Source organism: Flavobacterium gyeonganense, from assembly GCF_029625295.1.
GTDB lineage: Bacteria > Bacteroidota > Bacteroidia > Flavobacteriales > Flavobacteriaceae > Flavobacterium > Flavobacterium gyeonganense.
Map to the genome: position 1 here is coordinate 502,772 of NZ_CP121112.1, position 20,854 is coordinate 523,625.

General features: G+C 35.1%; 10 protein-coding genes. All 10 read left to right on the forward strand.

What is annotated here, in order from left to right:
- Positions 1-2: 2 nt before the first annotated feature.
- The 10 genes from P5P89_RS02005 to P5P89_RS02050 all read left to right on the forward strand — a co-directional run bounded on the left by P5P89_RS02005 (position 3) and on the right by P5P89_RS02050 (position 20,782).
- Positions 3-2,072, forward strand: coding sequence for a fibronectin type III domain-containing protein (locus P5P89_RS02005; protein ID WP_278010514.1), 2,070 nt, complete (start codon positions 3-5; stop codon positions 2,070-2,072).
- 54 nt (positions 2,073-2,126) lie between these two features.
- A complete protein-coding gene (locus tag P5P89_RS02010) occupies positions 2,127-3,821 on the forward strand; it encodes a hypothetical protein (RefSeq protein WP_278010515.1) in 1,695 nt (564 codons plus the stop codon).
- Between the two features lie 3 nt (positions 3,822-3,824).
- A complete protein-coding gene (locus tag P5P89_RS02015) occupies positions 3,825-4,418 on the forward strand; it encodes a hypothetical protein (protein WP_278010516.1) in 594 nt (197 codons plus the stop codon).
- 105 nt (positions 4,419-4,523) lie between these two features.
- On the forward strand, positions 4,524-5,489 hold the full coding sequence (locus tag P5P89_RS02020; protein ID WP_278010517.1) for a hypothetical protein: 966 nt from the start codon (positions 4,524-4,526) through the stop codon (positions 5,487-5,489).
- Positions 5,490-5,576: 87 nt separating this feature from the next.
- The gene (locus tag P5P89_RS02025) at positions 5,577-5,849 is read left to right on the forward strand and encodes a hypothetical protein (RefSeq protein ID WP_278010518.1); all 273 of its coding nucleotides are present in this window, start codon (positions 5,577-5,579) and stop codon (positions 5,847-5,849) included.
- Positions 5,800-10,008 (forward strand): SprB repeat-containing protein, encoded by a 4,209-nt coding sequence (locus P5P89_RS02030; protein WP_278010519.1) that lies wholly within the window; start codon positions 5,800-5,802, stop codon positions 10,006-10,008. The genes P5P89_RS02025 and P5P89_RS02030 overlap by 50 nt, the downstream gene beginning before the upstream one ends.
- A gap of 23 nt (positions 10,009-10,031) precedes the next feature.
- On the forward strand, positions 10,032-12,119 hold the full coding sequence (locus P5P89_RS02035) for a T9SS type A sorting domain-containing protein (protein WP_278011974.1): 2,088 nt from the start codon (positions 10,032-10,034) through the stop codon (positions 12,117-12,119).
- 83 nt (positions 12,120-12,202) lie between these two features.
- Positions 12,203-14,659 carry a TonB-dependent receptor gene (locus P5P89_RS02040; protein ID WP_278010520.1) on the forward strand — a complete coding sequence of 819 codons (2,457 nt, stop codon included), beginning with the start codon at positions 12,203-12,205 and terminating at the stop codon, positions 14,657-14,659.
- Positions 14,660-14,715: 56 nt separating this feature from the next.
- Complete coding sequence (locus P5P89_RS02045; RefSeq protein ID WP_278010521.1) at positions 14,716-20,082, forward strand: fibronectin type III domain-containing protein; 5,367 nt, start codon at positions 14,716-14,718, stop codon at positions 20,080-20,082.
- A gap of 1 nt (position 20,083) precedes the next feature.
- Positions 20,084-20,782 (forward strand): hypothetical protein, encoded by a 699-nt coding sequence (locus tag P5P89_RS02050; protein WP_278010522.1) that lies wholly within the window; start codon positions 20,084-20,086, stop codon positions 20,780-20,782.
- Positions 20,783-20,854: the final 72 nt, after the last annotated feature.

Sequence of the window (20,854 nt, forward strand, 5' to 3'; positions counted from 1 at the left end):
GCATGAGATCCCTATTTTTAATCCTATTCTTTTTTACAATAGGTTTTACCAGTTTTTCCCAAAGTAAAGAAGATACTATAACTGAAAAGAAACCCGAAATTCAAGTTATAGCCAGAGTGCAAAAAGACAGGATCTTATTGCGATGGGCTGTTACGACCCCAATTGCCTGGAAAAAATTAAATACTTATGGTTATAGATTAGAAAGATATACCGTGACACGTGACAATAAAACCTTAACGCAACCTGAAAAATTGATTCTTGCCAAAGTTATAAAGCCTGAACCGCTAGAATCATGGGAAAAAGTTATTGAAAATAATGATAATGCCGCTATTATTGCACAGGCTATTTATGGTGAGAGCTTTGCTGTAGAAGGAGGTGGTACTATTCAAAACATTGTAAACCTTTCTGAAGAGAATGAACAACGTTTTACATTTGCCTTATTTAGTGCCGATAAAGATTTTGAAATTGCCAGAAAAGCTGGTCTGGGATTTGAAGATAAAACAGCCAAAATAAATGAAAAATATGCCTACAGAGTAGTTTCAAATGTTCCTGAAAATGAACTAAATATAGACTATGGCGGAATATTCGTGGGGCTTAAAGAATATGAACCCCTACCAAAACCACTTGATTTTACTGTTCACTTTACGGATAAAAGCAGTATGCTTAGCTGGAATTTTAAAACCTTATCACAAGTGTATGGAAGTTATTATATAGAACGCTCCACAGATAAGAAGACTTTTGAAAGAATTACTGATAAGCCCTATACATCCCTAAATCAGGAAAATGCAAATAACAACCGTATTTTTTATGTCGATTCTATTGCCAACAATAAACCGTACAGCTACAGAATACAGGGAATTTCTCCATTTGGCGAACTAAGCCCTTATTCTGAAGTTATTACCGGAAAAGGAACTACCATTTTGAAATTTGTGCCTCATCTAAAAGTTAAGGATTTTAAAGATGATACAACTGTTACCTTAACATGGGAATTCCCGGTAGAAGGCGATGCTGAAATTTCCGGGTTTGAATTAAACCGTTCTGACAGCGATGATATCAACTATACTACCGTAATAAAAAATATACCTGCAAAAAACCGTTCGGTGACGTATAATAAACTTTCTTCAACAAATTATTTTACTATTACTGCCATTGGTAAGCAAGGGAGTAATAGAACTTCTTTTCCCATGCTCGTACAGCCTGTAGATTCTATACCACCTTCAAAACCTATCGGATTAAAAGGTGTAATTGACAGTTTAGGCATAGTAAAGCTAACCTGGACTGCAAACAAAGAAAAGGATTTGTTAGGGTACCGTATTTACAAAGGAAATACTCCTCACGAAGAATTCACTCAGATTACAGTGAGCCCACACGAATCTATTACTTACGAAGATAAAGTACAAATTAAAAACTTAAACCCTAAGGTATATTATAAAATAATTGCAGTAGATAACCGCTATAATATGTCGGATTTTTCAGAAGTACTAATCATCAAGAAACCTGATGTAATCCCTCCTACTTCTCCTATATTTTCAAATTTCGAAATAAAAGAGGGAGCAGTTTTCCTGGAATGGGTTAATAGCCAGAGCGAAGATGTGGTCAGCCATCAGATATACAGGAAAGAAAACGACCAGAAAGACTGGACGCTTATTCTGGATACCAAAAACAAGGAAGAAAAGTTTCAGGACAAAACCGTTGTTGAAGGTAATACCTATCGCTATGCCATTTTTGCCAAGGATGAGAGTAATTTAACTTCTAAAGCATCCCCAGAAGTAGCCATGTTCGTGCCTAAATATTCAGTAATGCCTGCTATCAAAGGTTTTTTTGCACAAGTAAACAAAACTACCAATACTATTGATTTGTCATGGGAATATGCGAATACCGAGGTAAACAGTTTTGAAATTTATAAGGCATCAGATACTGAAGCTTTACAGTTGATTCAGGTGCTGAATGGAAAAATAAAACGTTTGTCTGATCCTACGATTACTATTAATACCAATTATAAATATGGGATTAGGGCGGTATTTAAAGATGGGAGGACTTCTAAAATGGATTTTTTTAGTTTAAAATTCTAAGCCCCGACTAACAACTTTTTGAAATCATTACCCAATGATACTATGAAATCGAATATGAAAAAACTTTTACTCCTTTTTGTTTTTATAAATTCTTACTGGACATTTGGACAGCTTACCTATACATTTGATGTGGAGTATTATGCTTGCGGACTATCTTCTAATTATTGTTCGCCTAATTCAACTTCAGGTAGTTGGTACTATAGTAGTGAAACCTTTAATTCCTATTTTTGGAGTTTTGGTTCTACTGAGGATTTTCGAGGCCGAAGGGATACACCTATAAAAGGAACTTATACTATACCTATCAATGATGATTTTATTCTGAGATATCATTATGATTATGATAATTCTTTTAATCCTATAGGGGATAAATTCCCTGGAAGAAATGCAGAAACACAATACAGTCGTTATTACTGGCCTGGACAATATCCAAATCCACATTCTGATCTATATTATGGCGAAGCGAAAGGTCGTATTTTTTATCAGGATCGATATATTAACTGGAATTATGAAGTTAGATATCGCGGATCAAATCGTTTAGGTGATACAGATACTTATGATGATTTATTTGTGGAAATACCATTTTCCAGAGTATCCGGTTCAAATTGTTATAGCCGTATTCCCTATCAGGGAAATGAAAATACAATTGCAAGCGATCCTCTTGATCGTGATTATTGTATAGAATGTTCTATTATTACAGGAGGCATTGCTTATGATGGTGTTGATGATACTCCAGACGGTCATATTACAATACAAAATTTTTTTCCTAACGACCTTTTGATTACCCGAATGGACAAGGCCTCAACAGACATACTGGCAGGCGAACAAATACGTTTACAAGCCACCACTCCCACTGCACATACTACAAGTTTATTTCCAGATTTTGTGTACAACTGGCAATACAGTACGGATGGAGGAATTTCATGGGAAAGTGTACCGGATAAGTTGGTTAACGGTCTTAAAATAAACAAAACTAACAATACTGTTTTTACGATGCAGGAAATGCTTGGTGATGCACATACTAGTGTTTTTGGCCCTATCGCTTTCAGGCTTGGATACGGAACCGGAAACAGAACTTTTACCAATATCCTACACTTTAACTATAAAGCCGGAGCACCAGTGGTAACGGGAGTAGAATATGTAGCCCCTAAATGCAGTGGTGATGCTGTAACAAGTCTTGATGTGTATTTTGACCGAAAATTAGAACCTGGAGAGTCAATATGGCCTCTTCAAATTATTCGTTATCCTAAAATAGCCCAAGACCAGCCTAAGTTGTCACAAGATGTGGTAACCAATCTGGTTTATGATCCAATAAAAGGAAAATACAAACATTCCTTCATCATTACAACCATCAATAACAAACTTATAAATAATACCAGCTATGCAGTTGAATATCAAGGCATGGTTAATGGAGTTGGCAGAGGTTATCTCCTTTCCGAACAACCTTTTGTATATCAGGATCCTGAGCCCTTAACATTTACTATAGATCCTACAGACCCATTATGCCATAATGAAGAAGGAGGTTTGACTATAAACGTTAAAGGAGGTTCTGGGAAATATTTTTATTCTTTAGACGAAGGAACCAAAATTCCCTTTACCGTTACAACAGCTGAAACTTCAACCACTACTAACAATATTACAACTATAAGCCGAAGTGCAAGTCAGCCCTTAAACTTATCTGTTTCCGATACCAAAAAGAGTTACAAAATAAAAGTAACCGATGAACATGATTGTATTGAAAAATCGCTTTAGTTTATGAAAAAGCTTTACTTTATAGAAGAAATTACTGATGAAAATCATAATGATTATTATAATAAAATAATCTTTTTTCAATTTAATTATAATATTCCTATAGTTTTGAATGATCCCGACACAGGTTATTATTACCAAGCTAATACTTCATATGCAAGTCTTGATTATGGTGTTCTATACTTGTCATGCGAACCTATTGTTTACGGCGATATCAGGCTAAAAACTCCAATTTGTTATTATCAAAAAATTAAAGAAATAAAAATACCTTTCGATCGAGATTTGGAAGAAGAAGAATTAAAGTATATGTCTTTATACAGCGAAACTACATTATTTCCAAATGAAAATTATCAAATAAAGTATTGGGCTTTTAAAAATAATAAACCAAGGGTCTCAGGAATTAGCAACTTCTTTTCGTATGATACGTTGCCTCCTCTGCCTTTTAAAATCAAAGCTGATAATCCAATATGCTATAAGGCTAAAGTAGATATAACCATTGAAACCGGCAGGGGTAAGCCTCCCCATTTTTATAATGACCTAAATGAAGAAACTGAAATGCTCACTAAGATAAAAAGATTCCGTTTGATTCATCAAACATAAATACTAAGACTGTTACCATAAAACAATTAAAGTGTAAAGAATACAACATAAAAGTAATTGCTGCTAATGATTGCATTGAACAATAATAAGCTTTAAAGAAAAATCATGAAAAAACATCTCATCATACTTTTTTTAATTATTGATGCACTTACCTATGGCCAAATTAATACTACCAAAGGTGATTGTGAAATTATAAAGATTGACGACATAAGATCTTTTCCAGGCTCAAATGATTTAGTATTGTATTATTATAGTTTTGATGGATTAAATTGGAACTTATTCAACCACACACAGGAACAGTATAGAGAGGGATTAATATTTACTGTCAAAGACGATATTAGAGGATTTATATCTGTTGATGATGATAGTGTATCACCGTATGTGGGGCCTCTTTACATAAAAGGTGAAGCATTAACAAATGTAGGCTCACATCCTAATCCTAATTTATTAGTTGATAACTGCGAAAAACAAATAGCCCAAACTCCCCCCAATAAACCAATCCCATGCAATTTTCGACGTATAGGAATACCAACGCAATATTATTATATAATTCCGTGTTCGCCTCATTTAGCTAGTGTACCGATTACATCAAAATCAACTTGTTTTGAAAACCATGATGCAAAAGTTACATTTTTATTTGACAGGGATCTACAAACCAACGAATATTTCTTATTGAATTTAATGACTATAACAGCAAATAGTACTCCTGTACCACCACAAGTCAAATATGTTTACAAAGACAACTATATAGATCGAAAAATTAGCTTTACTGGTTTAGATTCAGGAACTTTTTATTTACGTTACCAAACATTTCAAGAAGGCAACCCTACCCCTTTTAGTGACAACAATAGTGACCACTTTACAATTGATGCTGTTATGCCACTTACTTTTAATGTTAGAGCTTACAATCCAAAATGTAATAACGACAAAGTAGATCTAACTATTGAAGCCGATGGCGGCACTCCTCCTTATTTTTATAATAACCTAAATGGAGAAACTGAAATTATCAACGGAGTAACACAGGTAAAAAAATTCAGTTTGATCCATCTGACAAAAATAAAAAAACTGTAACCATACAACAGGCAGAACTAAAAGAGTACAACATCAAAGTAACAGATTCAAATAACTGTATTGAGCAATAATCCTAAGATAAAAATTATGAAAAAACATTTACTATTATTATTGCTTATCACAAGTTTTTGGGGTTATTCACAAACTCTGGCTACTGTTACCCCGAATGCTGTTGACGGTGCCAGAACTGTAACTTTTGTTAATCCTGCTCCTATTGAGATTGATGGAGTACTCAACAAAACAGATGCGACAGGCTTCGGTCTGGCAAATGGTACATTGACTGTAGTCTTTAAAGGCGGAACTGGCACTTATGACTATATCTGGAGAAAAAGATGGTTCATTGATTACAGCTGTATCTGACTGGTCAAAATTAGCATATGGAAACTACACTATAAAAGCAAAAGATAAAAATGGTGTATGTGAAAGTGTGGAATATCCTTTTACAATCGGGCAGCCTGGTAAACTTGAAGTTACTATTGCTGGCAAAGCCATTTTATGTCATGGTAAAAATACCGGAGAGCTTTATGTAACTAACAAATCAGGAGGAATTGGAAGTTATACTTATAAATGGTTCAAAAGTAATGGAACTACTTTTGAGGATACTGGTTTAAGGGGAGAATCAATTACTAATGACTTATATTCAGGAACTTATAAGGTAGAAATTACCGACAGCGCCTACCCTGACAAAAATTCAGAATGGTCTAATGAATTCTATATCTCGCAGCCTGTAGCCGCTATATCTGTTGCAGAAACACAAACTAACGTAACCTGTAATGGCAGCAATAATGGTACTATCTCACTAAATATTAATGGTGGTACTCCAGGGTATTCAATTCTTTGGAATGGTACCTTTACCACAACCCATATCGCAGGACAACCAGACAGAACAGGTTTACCTCCAGGAAATTACTATTATACTATTACCGATGCAAATGGCTGTACCTATAACAGTACTGATGACATCATCATCACAGCTCCTTCTCTGATAAGTATTACCTCTTTAACAACAACGCAGCCATCCGGCACGAATAGCACTGACGGAAAAATAACTATTGCTGCTTCAGGAGGTACTGGTACTTATACCTATTTCATTACGAAAGGCGGAGTTACATCCTCACATAGTAACAATATCATTACCAATCTTGAAAATGGTACTTATGAGGTTGTGGTAAAAGACAGTAACAATTGTACTTCTTTACCTTCTGTAGCAAAATTAGAAGCATTAGCGGTAACTTTTGTCAGCCAGCAAAATGTAAAATGTCACGGAGAAAATACAGGGACAATAACTGTACAGGCATCAGGAGGAACTCTTGCCAATACCTCTGCTTACCAATATCAATGGTACAAAGGTGCCACTAAAATAGATAACGAAACAAATGCAACAATACATAATCTCGTAGGAGGTTCTTACTCTGTTCAGGTAATGGATGACAAAATGGTACCTGTGGCCTCGGCTGTTTATACTATTACATCACCATTACAGCCGTTATCCGTTACAAGTAATGCTGCAACCCAGCAGCAAAATGTTTCGTGTAATGGGGGAAGTGATGGAAAAATAGAAATTAACGTAAGCGGTGGTACTCCAACATACTCTTATAAATGGAATGACGGACCTGTCAGCAAAGACCGATACGGACTATCAGCGGGAACATATTCTGTAACTGTTACAGATGCAAACGGATGTACACAAAGCCTTACTGATATTATAATTACAGATCCGACTAAAATAACTATTTCATCCCCGTCTCTAACACATGTTGCGATTAATGGCCAAAGTACAGGATCTGTCATTTTCCCATCAGGTTCTGTGGGGGGTAATGGCGGCTATACATACAAATGGACATCCAATAATGGCTTTACAGCAAGTATACGAGATTTAAACGGAGTCAGGGCAGGAATTTATTACTTAACTATTTCCGATAAAAACTTATGTCAGTCTGTACAATACAATTTTACGGTTCTGGAAAAAACCAAACTTGAAGTACTTATTAAAGAATCTGCTTTTATTAAATGTAACGGGGACTCTAATGGTCAGCTGATTGCAGAAGTTACAGGAGGAGTAGCTCCTTATAGATACAGATGGGAAAAAAATGGAACTACATTAACCGGAGAAAATTCCGCAAGCCTCTCAGGTATAGGATTTGGCAACTACAGTGTTTATGTAACTGACAGTGCAAACCCTGATCCGGGACCATTTGCCTCTGCGCAACAAATCAATTTTACATTAGCACAGCCTGACGCTTTAAAAGTATCAGTTGCTAAACAAACCAATGTTTTATGCTTTGGTGAGGCAACAGGCGCAATCGAAATTGCAATTGAAGGAGGAACTGCACCTTACACCCAGCAATGGACAAAAGATGGCACAAGTTATACAGGAAACTTAAATACGCTTGAAGCTGGTGAATATAATGTAATTGTCAAAGATGCAATTGGACATGAATGTACTGCAACTCTTAGCCAGCCAGTCAAAATTACCCAACCCACTGCCCCACTTCAGGTTTCAACTCCGGGACCTGTACATCTAAAAGGTTTTGAAACCAATGATGGAAGTATATCCGTTACTGTTACCGGTGGAAAACCAAATTATAGCTACGAATGGAGAAAAGGCAGTGCAGCTTCAATAATTGGTACTGGAGCGTCAATAGCTAATCTGAGCGCCGGCATCTATCACTTAATTGTAAAAGATGCTAATGGCTGTACACTACCTCAAATTGATTATACTGTTACCCAGCCTGATAAACTTGAAGTGGTTAGTTTAATCCAGACTCCTTTTACAAATATTCTTTGTAAGGGAGATTTTTCAGGAGAATATACAATGATTGTAAAAGGTGGTGTTAAAGAATATAGTTTTGAATGGATCAACACTACAACCGGAATAAAATATACTTCTACCGAGATCATTTCTGCTGCTTCAACATCTTCAAAAGCTTCTGGGTTAGGTGCAGGCAGTTATGTGGTTACTGTTAAAGATGCAAATAGCAATGCTCTTTTTGGCACCAATACTTTTACTATTACTGAACCAGATCAATTGGCTTTTACATACACAAAAGAAAATGTTTCCTGCTTTGGAGGAAATAACGGAACGATTACACTCCATATAACTGGAGGAACAAAAGATACTGACCTCACAAAACCCTATTCTATAATTAGCACTGGAGGAACTGTAGATTATCAGAACGGAATCATTTCAGGACTTTCTGAAGGAACTTACACAATACGAGTAACTGACAAAAATCTTTGCGGACCTGTTGAACAAACTATTCAGATTACCCAGCCTGCTAAATCCGTAATTATAGAAGATAATGCAACAGTTACACCAACTACGGGTTTTGGTTTATCAACTGGAAAAATAGAAATAAGCGCAGTGGGAGGAACATTACCTTACACCTACCAATGGAAAAATAATGCAGGGACAATTGTGGGTACAAACAATCCTGTGCTTTCTAATGCTCCTGCTGGTATTTACAGTGTTACGGTAACCGATTCTAATCATTGTTTTGATTCAAAAACATATATAATTGAGCAGCCTACGAAACCTGCACTTACTGAAACACATCTGCAGGCTAAATGTAATGGCTTATTAGGTTCGCTAGTTGCTACAGCCAATGGCGGGGCAACTTATAATCAAAATCAGGCGGATAAAATTTACACCTATAATTTAAAAAATAAAGCGACGGCTGCCGTTATCAGCATTAACGGAAATACAGCAAACTTTGCTAACATAGCTGATGGAGATTATACACTTACTGCAACTGATGCAAGTGGAATTCAATCTAATAGTATTGATATTGTTTTTAAACAACCTACGCCGATTGTTGTTTCATTAGCTTCAAAATCAAACGTAAGATGTTTTGGAGATAAAGACGGAGCAATTGTTCTTTCTGCATCAGGCGGAACGCCATTAATAGTAAACGGAACGCCAGAATACAGTTACCAATGGAAAAAGAAAAACCTCTCCAACTCTATTTACGAAAACTTTACCCCAACGTCATTAAATACTTTCCCAGCAGGTATCTATGCAGTTGAAGTTCGTGATGCAAATTATAATATTGGCGATGCTACTCATTGTATTGGTGTTTTAGAAAACATCGAAATTACGCAACCTGCCGATTTTGGTTTTGATATCGAAAAAATAACGTACAGCAACCCTACTGCTTTAAATGGAAATGATGGTAGTCTGCACTTTGAAATCACAGGTGGAAAAGCTAACTATGAATATAAATTTTATACAAAAAATAGTGCAGGCGCAGAAACAATAATACAAACGATTTCCAACAGCCCCTTAATGACAGCTGATTTTTCCGGATTAACAAAGGATCATTATTATATCTCTGCCCAAGATGCAACCGGATGTATCAAATATGCTGATTTTGATTTCAGGGACAATCCTTTAACTATAAGTGTAAACCAGACTCAAAATATTAGCTGTTATGATGCAAACAACGGTATTATAGGAGCAAATGCAGCTGGCGGATTTGGTCAAAAAAATATTCATGGTACCGCAATTCTATTTTATTAGCTGACGAAACCGAAGATGTTTTGGTGAATGCAAAACCGGGTAGTTATTATGTTGTTGTAAAAGATTCCAAAAAAGTAGAAGTAACCAGCAATACAATCGTTGTTACACAGCCTGATCCGTTAGTATTTTCAACAACACAGGAACCTGTAAAATGTTTCGGAGACAGCAACGGAACAATAACTGTGACAGCCTCTGGAGGAAATGGAAATTTCAGCTATCGCTATTTTCATAAAGGTTTACTAGTTAAAGACTGGCAAAATTTTACCAATGCAACAAATACAACTATTTCAGATTTAGCGGAAGGAGACTATATAATTGATGTAAAAGATTCTCAGGGATGTAGTAGTGCAAATACGACTGTAAAAATTACTACTCCAACAGCATTAAGCATAACTGCTGTCACCTCTGCCGCTACAGGAAAGGGTTTAAGCAACGGATCTGCTTCAATTACTGCTCAGGGCGGTAACGGCAACTATACCTATAAATGGTTTAAAAGTGATAATACCAATAGCAATCAAAATACAAATACAGCAGCAAACTTGGCTGCAGGCAAATATTATGTTGTAGTTTCAGACTCAAAAAGCTGTGAATTGATTTCTGAATTATTAGAAATAACAGAACCGCCATTACTGGAAACAAGTATTGCAGTTCAAAATGTTATCTTGTGTAATGGTGATAAAAACGGAAGCTTAAAACCAACGACAATAGGAGGATTCTTAAAGTCCGGAGAAAATTACACTTATCAGTGGTTTGAAAACGGAAATCCAACCACCCTTGCATCAACTGCAATTTTAAGCGGTATTGGTAAAGGTTCTTACTATGTAATTGCTACTGATTCTAATGGTAATAAGGCTACAAGTCAAGTTTTGACTGTAACAGAACCTGCAATTTTAACCAATATCCTGACATCTGATTATGTATTATGCGGAGATTATAATGACTGGACTATAAATGCAACACCGTCCGGTGGTACCCAGCCGTATAATTATTCATGGAATACAGGAGCTAAAACAGCCAGTATACAAAACGTTCCTCCCGGAAATTATATTGCAGTGGTAACCGACAGCCGTGGTTGTACAATTACAAAAACCATTACTACAACAGCACCGGCTCATCTGGATGCAGTAGAAAATATAAAAATTCCAACCTGCTATGGAGGTTCTGATGCTACAATAGTAGTAACTCCTATAGCCGGAATCGCACCCTATACTTATGCATGGAATACCGGAGAAAAAACAAACACTTTAAGCAATGCGTCAGCAGGTGACTATACAATTGAAATTACAGATGCTAAAGGCTGTATTATTTCAAGAACTTATTCAATTGTAAATCCTCCAAAAGATGTTATAGATCTTGGTAAAGACGTAACATTATGCTTTGATCAGACTTTGACCATTAATGCTACGATTGACGATGACAAAGCAACTTATTCATGGAAATCTGATAAAGGTTTTTCCAGCAATAAAGCTATGATTACTGTTTCTGAGCCTGCTAATTACACTGTAACTGTTACCAATAAATTAGGCTGCGAAGCTACAGATACCATTCAGATATTGAGTCAAAACACAGCTATTAGCGCTGAATTTGCAATGTCAAGCCAGGTATTCAAAAATGAAAAAATTATAATTGTGGATATCAGTAACCCTGAAGCTGATGAAATTGAATGGATTTTACCGGCTAAAGCAAACATTGTGACTAAAAATAAGGATTATGCTGAAATCAGTTTTAGTGAAACCGGAGAGTATGAAATTACTTTAAACACTAAAAAAGGAAATTGTACCGCTTTCCAGACTAAACAAATTTTGGTTACTGAAGGAGAATATGAAGAAAATCCTGACGAGGGTCCTATTACAGAGAAAAAATTTGACCTGAAAATTTATCCGAACCCATCACAGGGAATTTTTACAGTTGATGTAACACTGGATAAAATTATGCCGGCTCACGTGAAGGTGTATAACTTAAATAACAACCTGCTTATTGATTCTAAAACCGAAGAAGGAAAAGACAATTACCTGTTCAACTTTAATTTAGGCGGATTGCCACCAGGACTTTATTTTGTACTGTTTGAATCTCAGCAAGGAAGTAAACTAAGAAAAATCATTATTCAGTAATCTTAGACTGATCTGGCAACAAACATCAATTTAATAATGAAAAAGAGCGGATTTTCGAATTCGATGCTCACAGCTTATAAAGAATGACTTTAAAAAGAATATTATTTAATACTTACCTGCTCTTACTAAGTGCATTTGGTTTTTCGCAAAACTTTAATGTACAGGAACTGGGCAAAGCCAAATTAATCAATGTTAGCGGTGGTGCATCTGCCAATACTGTTTTCTATTCAGGGAATGCTGCAAGAGAACCTTTCAGTTATTTTCTGAACGGAAACATTAATGTAAATATAGCAGGTTTATACAATTTACCTTTTTCATTTTCATACACCAATCAAAAGCTGGGCTATGGTAAACCGGTACTGATGAATCGTTTGAGTATTCATCCGTCTTATAAATGGATTACCGGGCACATTGGAGATGTAAGCATGACTTTTTCTCCTTACACCCTGAGCGGACATCAATTTTCAGGAGTAGGTGTTGACCTTACTCCACAAGGCAACTTTAAGATTAGTGCGATGTACGGACGTTTATTAAAAAGCAGCGAGTATAACAATCTTTATCCGGAAATTGTTCCAACTTATAAAAGGTTAGGATATGGTTTTAAAACATCATACGCTTTTGAAAAAGTAAATCTGGGTGTTACCTTTTTTAAAGCAAAAGATGAAGCAGGATCATTATTTAACCCTGTTCCATTTGAATTAGGTCTAACTCCAAAAGACAATGCCGCTATAAGTATTGAATCTTCTTTTAAAATACTAAAAAAAATGCAGGTTTTTGCTGAATATGCCAACAGCAGCATTACGGAAGACTTACGTGCTGATGGCAATGGAACAGGAAATAGCCTCTCCTCTTTCTTCTTAAATAAAAACAGCACTACAAGCAGCTACGATGCTTTTAAAGGTCAGCTTACTTATCCTGCCGGGAAAGGAACCCTTGGACTCGGATACGAAAGAATTGATCCTAACTACAGAACTTTAGGAGGTTATTATTTCAACAATGATCTGGAAAACATTACCGTAAATGCAACCCAGAATATAGTAAAGGATAAAGTTTCATTAGCCTTAAACCTGGGTCTCCAAAAAGACAATCTGGACAAACAAAAACAAAGCCAGATGAAACGCGTGGTATCTTCTGTTACTGCCGATTTCAGACCGAATGAAAAACTAAACCTGAATATAAACTACTCTAATTTTCAGTCTTATACCAACAGCCGAAACCAGTTTGACTACATCAATCAGGTTTCTGATTATGACTATCTGGATACCTTAAACTTCAGACAGGTCAATCAAAATGCAGCTTTAAACATCAATTATCTCATAAAGAACGACAAGCATCTGAAAAGAGCCATAAATGCTAATTTTTCTATGCAGGACGCCGTAAACCAACAACAGGGAAGAACAATTGAAGGTGGTGCTTCAACTTACTACAACTCGGGTATTGCCTATACGGTAGGTTATCCTGACAAAGATTTGAATTTTACAGGATCCTTAAATAATACTTACGGTAAGACTGATTCCGGAAAAAACCTCATCATTGGGCCAACAATTGGTGCGTCAAAACTCTTTTTTGACAAAAAACTGACCACCAATGCTTCTACAAGCTACAATACCAGTTATAACAATGGAGATAAACAAAATGACATCATCAATTTCAGGTTAAACGGATCTTATATTTATCTTCAAAACCACAATTTCAATATGGGTGTAATTGCTTTATTCAGCAATTCAGCAACCCAAAAGAATAATGATCTTACAGCAACCTTAGCCTATACGTATTCCTTTGATAAAATTAAAATGCGTCCGAAGAGAGAACCTCTTTCTGAAAATCAGGATAAAACAGCTTCTGCACCTGTCTTAAAAATTAATTTTAAGAATCAGCTATTTGAAGGAACCCGTGAAGATATTATAGCCCAGCTGAAAGAAAAACAACTTTCTTTAAATTCTTTGCCAATAGCCGAAAAAGAGCGTTTAGAGCATTTAATAACACTGCCTTCCCTTACGCCTGACGATAAGGAACTGAAAGAAAAAGTGCTGGATTATCTGGAAGCATTTACCGAAGAAAAAGATAATTCAGAAAAATACAACACTTATTTAGCTGAAACTGCCCAGAAACTGGAAAAAGAAATGAGCCAAAAAGATGAAGGTTTTGAAAATGCTTACACAGCAGCTATTGGAAGAGTAAACAGTCACCAGCTTCATAATATAAATGAAACCGATATTACTGACAGAAACAGCTATAACTCATATTTAAAACTGGTAGAAAGAAGCAACAACAGCCGCAACCAACTAAAAAACCACCGATGGATGCTGCGTGAAATGGCAGTACTTTCTAAAATCCCTTCACAAGAAATGCAGCAAAATGAAAATGCAGCCGAATTCAGCAAACAAAATATTGAAGCCATTTTTAAATTGATCAAAGAAAAAAAGAATGCATCCGAAATAGTGGAAGCCATCGAACTAAAAATAATTCCGTTTTATTATGATCTGGCAGTTAAAAATGCCTCAAATGATGAAATTGATTTAAAATATATTCAAAAATAAAGTACATCCCAGGATATTAAACCGCCAAAATAATGGACAAGCCTAACTTACCTAAAATGCTAAAAAAAATATATCTGTTGATTTTGCTGTTAAGCTCCTTTGTTAGTTTTGAGAGCTATGCACAGAGTTATCCCATATCGGTATCAACACAAATCAAGCAGCCCTCTCCTATTTATCTAAGCCATTATGCCGATGCGTCTACAATTAACAGTCCGATAAAAATTCAGATTGTTTTAAACGATTTAACCATTTCGAACCGACAGGTAAAACTGAAAATTTACTTTCAGGGCAACGGAATATCGTTTAATACCAATGATTTTGTTGCAGGTGCCCGTCCGCTGTATCTAGAAGGAGGAGTTCCGTTACAGTTAACCAATGTAGATCTGGCTCCTTATTTTGAATATCAGAATCTACTGGGACTTACTCCTAATCAATATGCGCAGCCTTTACCGGAAGGACTTTATAATATTTATGTCGAAGTCTATGATTTTGCTACCGGCAGAAAGCTTTCTAATAAAACTGGCACGAATACTATTATTTTTCAGAACGATCCTCCATTTTTAAATCTGCCTTTGAATAATGCTTCTTTTATGCAGCAAAATATTCAGAATATAGTTTTCGGCTGGACGCCAAGAAGCATCAATGTAAGCAATGTAGAATACGAATTCTCACTAGTAGAAATCTGGGACAAATATACTCCCATTCAAAATGCATTTGCCTACTCTCCCCCATTATATACTACTACCACAAGAAACACAACACTGCAATATGGCATTAATGAACCGCAGTTGATTCCCGGAAAAAAATACGCATGGCGTGTCAAAGCGAAGGCAATTTTTGGTGCCGAAGAAATAGGTGTTTTCAAAAATAACGGATACAGCGAAATTTTTTCTTTCGATTATGAAGCTTATTGTACCGCCCCACTTGCCATAGCTACTTCAGGAGTCAGTGAGAACCAGGCCAAAATAACATGGAGTGGTAATATTGACAATTATGATTATCAGGTGAATTATCGTGAAAAAAATGCTGATTCAGAATGGTATAAACTCGTTACTCCAAGAGAAAATATAACGCTTAGCAATCTAAAACCAAATGCTGTTTACGAATACACCGTAGGAGCATCCTGTGAAGTTGGAAAATATACCCATAGCACGATTAAGGAATTTACAACCCTTGTTAAAGACGAAATTGCTTTTCAGGGATGCGGCATTAAACCGGATCCAGCAGATTTAGCCAATAAAAATCCGCTTCAGGAACTTTTTGCAAATGATGTTGTTACGGCAGGTGATTTTCCTATAGTTGTCCTGCACAGTACCGGTAGCAACGGAACTTTTACCGGAGACGGTTATGTAACGCTTCCCTTCTTAGAGAAATTCAGAAAGCTGATTGATGCTGCTGATGCCCTTGGAGGTGAAAAGATCAATATTGGTCAGTTCTCCCGTATCAAAATTACTTTCAATAATATTGGCGTCAATACCGATTTCAAATTGATTTCGGGTGAAATTGTGGCTAGTTATGATAAAGATAACTGGGATAAAATGCTTGATGTCGATAAAATTACTAATGATATTGCAGGAAGTAACGGTAAGCCTATCGAGGGCAAGTTAGCATATGAAGTAAAAGAAGACGGAGTTACATTGAATCCGGATGGCAGTACTACCATCAAAGGTACTAATGGCGAATCGACCACATTGCCAAAATCAGTCTATGACCAGGTTTATATTGATAAAAGCGGTGATGTAGTCAATATTCCGGCCAATGGCAGCGGTCAGCCTACCTTTATCAAATCTGCAGAAGGCGGTAGAGCCGTTGCGGCAAACACCAACGGAATTTCAAGCGGCGGTGAGGTTACACAAATATCCTCTCCCGATGTTTCAATTACTTTTAAGGACGGTCCTAAAGCCATTTATGCTTTTGATGAACTTCCTGATAAAGGGCCTAAAAAACTTAAAGATACGTATGAGACTCTTCCAACAAAAGACGGAAGTGTCTATAACGTAAATTATAAAGCCGTCTCAGATTTGAATGGTCCCGATACCTTAATCGCCGAAGCCGATTTTGAAAACGGAAAAACCAAAGACGATATTGTTTTTAAAACCAATACCGGGGCAGCCGTTGATGTAAAATGGACAAGCGCTACCAAAGCAGAGATAAAACTGAAAAGAACACTAAACTTTTCTAAAGAAAGCATCATTGCAACGGTAAAAGGGGCTAAAGAAAAAGATCCTAAAGACGAAACCAAAACAATTGACGGAAAATCAGACATTGCAGGAAAAGTAAACATTTGGCAATTAACCCAAAAACCGGTTATAAATATCACCCTTTTAAGTGTAAATGGAGCAAGTAGTCCCGGCGCTGGCGAGGCTAAAAATTTCTTTAACGAAGTTTATAACAAAGTTGGGATTAAGTTTGATGTTACTACTCAAAAAGTTGCTATTGGAGCATTACCAAATGAAATCCAATGTGGAGAAAGTGGTGTCTTTGATGTTTATACGAATGATCAGAATAATATTATCAGCCAGATTGAATCCAGTGCTGATTTTAAATATAACGATAAAACGTATTATGTTATTTATACCGGAAAAGCGGGACAAAATAACTATAAAGGTTTTATGCCTTTAGGAAGTCAGTATGCTTTTGTATTTAACAATGGTAATCTAAAAACAGCTGCACACGAATTAGGCCACGGTATTTTTGGCCTGAAACACCCATTCTCAACTGATGCTGAATCTGAAAAAACAGATCTTTTGATGGATTATGGAAATGGTACTGTATTGTCTCATAACGATTGGGATATTATCCATAGTGGCGGATGGAAGTTTTATGGGTTTCAGAAGAGTTCTTCTGGGGCTTTGGCTGGAGGGTATGGACTTTCTCCGAATTGGGAGTTCGTTAGCAATGGAGATGAAACAACAGTCGCAAACATTAATTTAGCCAATAAAGGATTTCTTGGTGGATTTATAACCCATAAAGGTGAAAATAAAATTACATACGCATGGACAATTGATAAATATATTGGTAGTGACGATAGTGTTATTACTGACCAAAAATTAGAACCTGAATTAGATAAAAGTAAAATTTATCTATTTTATGATAATGATAAATCCTGCCCAAAAAGTAAATATCTTAGAACTGTATATAATCAACGATTAAAAGACATTATTGATAAACATGATACTGAAGGATTAAATAAATATATTGATGAATATAATATTGATGAGTATTATATAAAAGACAATGAAAAAAGAAATATTTATTGGGGATATGTTAGATGCAATACTACACAATCAGGAAATGGAAACAATACTGATTACACTAATTATCTGGTCACTCTAGGTAAAAATGCTAATAAAACATATACAGAAGATAAAACAGACGTAGGTACACAAACAGCTCATGTTTTTGATTTAGCGACAGTAATTACAACTGAAGAAAAGCAAAAAATATTAAATCAATTAGGTGGAATTAATAAAAACACCGGTATTTTATGTAAAATTTATCTAATTGATGCCAACACTCCTACAGAAAAAAGAAATGAAATTACCGAATATCTAGTTTCTTTAAAAGGAAAAGAGATTGGTTTGCTAATTGATTTTATAGATGCTGAAAAACCTGAAGTAAAAACGTTTTTAGGAGATGGTATTGACGGAAGTGGTAATAATGATGTAAACAGATTTTTATCTCTGTTAAGTAAAGTTATACCAAAATTTGATGGTACCTATACGTATTTTAATCCATTGACGGCAATGTTAGATGGGATAGCAAGTGTTGTTACTAAAGCAAAAATACCGGAACGCTTTTATAATCCAGAGATAACTACAAAAGATTATAATCCTATCTTATACTACGTAAGTTTAGTTGATCCATTTTCTTTTTCAACTTTACTTGGCGATCAAGTATTAAAACAAAATAATATTACAATTACTAATTCTAAATTAGTAAATGCTACTCACATTTATTTTGCTTTTAAATGTGGCGTTTGGAATGGTTTCGTTGATCAAGTAAAAGGTTTAGCCGAAATGGCTGCGATTATAACTAATCTTATTGATGGTGGTGATCGAGCGGGAGAAATGTGGGAAGGAATAAAGAAACTGGATATTTTTTGTACCGAAAGTAAGGATGGTAATGTATGCATTTGGAGTTTGGTCAAAAAAGCACATACTGGCCAGGCGTGTCAAATTGCAGAAACCCTAGGTTATGATGTGGCAAACATTGTTACAATTGCTATTTCATTTGCTAAAGTTGGCAAAGTAGCTCAAATTTCTAAAGTAATTGAGTCTTTAGATATAATGAGCCAAACTATGAAAATTGCCGGAAAGTTAATCAAAGTCACTATTAAAGGAACTGGAACTGCAGCTAAAATTAGCTTCGCAGTTACCAAAGCGTTTATAAAGCCAGGATTCAAACTAGCAAAAGCAAACAGAATGTACAGTATGATAATTCCTATTGCAGTTGATTTGTCCGAAAATGTAGATAATGCTGTAAATAAAGCAAAAGAATTATTAAAAAAGACTCCAGAGGAACTTGAAGAAAAATTAACTATATTAAGTGAAGCCGATGCTGATGGAAATCTAATTGCTGAAATCACTGATGGGAATACTACAACAAAAGTGTTACTAAATGAAAGTGAAGATCAATTAACAAAAAGTGCAACTGAAATTGTTTTCGATGCAATTGATATTGTTGCTTATAAAAAATCTCTAATTTCTAAAGGATTAAGTAAAATTTCTGAACTTTCTGATGAAGTATTAAAAAGAGTAAAAGAGTTAGACGAATCTTATTTAGTAAAATTAGAAAGTGATTTATCATCTAACTCAAGTGGTGAAAAAATAAAAGATTTACTATCTACTGTTGATGATGTTGATATTTGGAAAGTCCTTAAAGATGATCCGGGATTAGCTTGGCAAATTGCAAGAGAAAATCCATTATGGGATAAATGGAGTAAAGGTAATTTCTTTAAAACTGTTACCAAAGCTGGAAAAGAGTTTGAAGAACTTATAAAAAATCAATTAAAAGATTTAAATTCGCAAGTATACCAAAAATTAAAAAGTAAAATTGCAGATCTTGATCAAAGGACAATTTTGTCACAGGTTCAATTTTGTCTTACCGCTAAAGCTCCTTGTAATGCAAAAGGTGAATATTTCATTCCTGATTTTGTTGCTGTCAGAGAAATATATGACCCAATTTTAAAGAAAAATATTTTAGATGTCATAATTTTTGACACTAAATTGTCAAAAGGTACGAGCTGGTCCCCAAATCAAACAATTGCACAAAAGATGGAAGGTTGGGTAATTAAAAGTGTAAATAATGAAAATATTCTAAAGGGGACAAAAATTAAGGGATTTGAATATAATGCTTCCGTATTAAAAAACGGAAGCTTTAAGAAAATTTTCAAAGAAGGAACTGAGATAAACATAAATTAAAATGAAAAAAGAAAAATTAAAATTTATTATTGACAATATCAATATAAAAGGATATAAAAATTTTGGTTTTGACGATATAAATGGAAGTTGTTATTTAATAAACACAGATAATTATAACAAATGGTTACAAATCAATTTAGAAATCAATAATTTAAAAAACTATACTTATTTAATATTGCGCTTTAAAATTAATTTCATCATTGTTACAAAAATCTTAAATAAAGCATTAGAAATAGAATATAGACCCGAATATCCTTATTGGTGGGATAATGCCGATACACTTACAATGGAGCAAGAGCTCTTCCTTGAAATCAATGCAGAAAACATACGGCCTGTGTTAAAAAACACTATGACCAGCCAAGACGTAAATTCTTTTTATAAACAAATACAATTTATTTACGACCAATACCTACAGCCATTTATTGACAAATATCCTGATCTACAAACTGTAAATAATGAAATAATTGAAAAGAAATCTTCAGATGAGTGGTGTAATTTTATACCAGGCGAAACTATTTTTAAAAGTTTAATAGTCATGAAGATTTGTAGGAATAAGAGATACACTGAGTTCCTGGATGAGTATAAATCAAATATAGTAAATGCGATGAGTAATGGAAATTCCAGATATTTGACTTATTACAATCAACTTTTACAATTAGCAACATATCTTGAAAGTGAAGACTGTAAACAGTTTTTATAACCTATCCTACGAAGTGTTTCCCGCTCCACGAAGTGTTCTCATAAAAATTACTTGCTGCGCATTCTATGATAA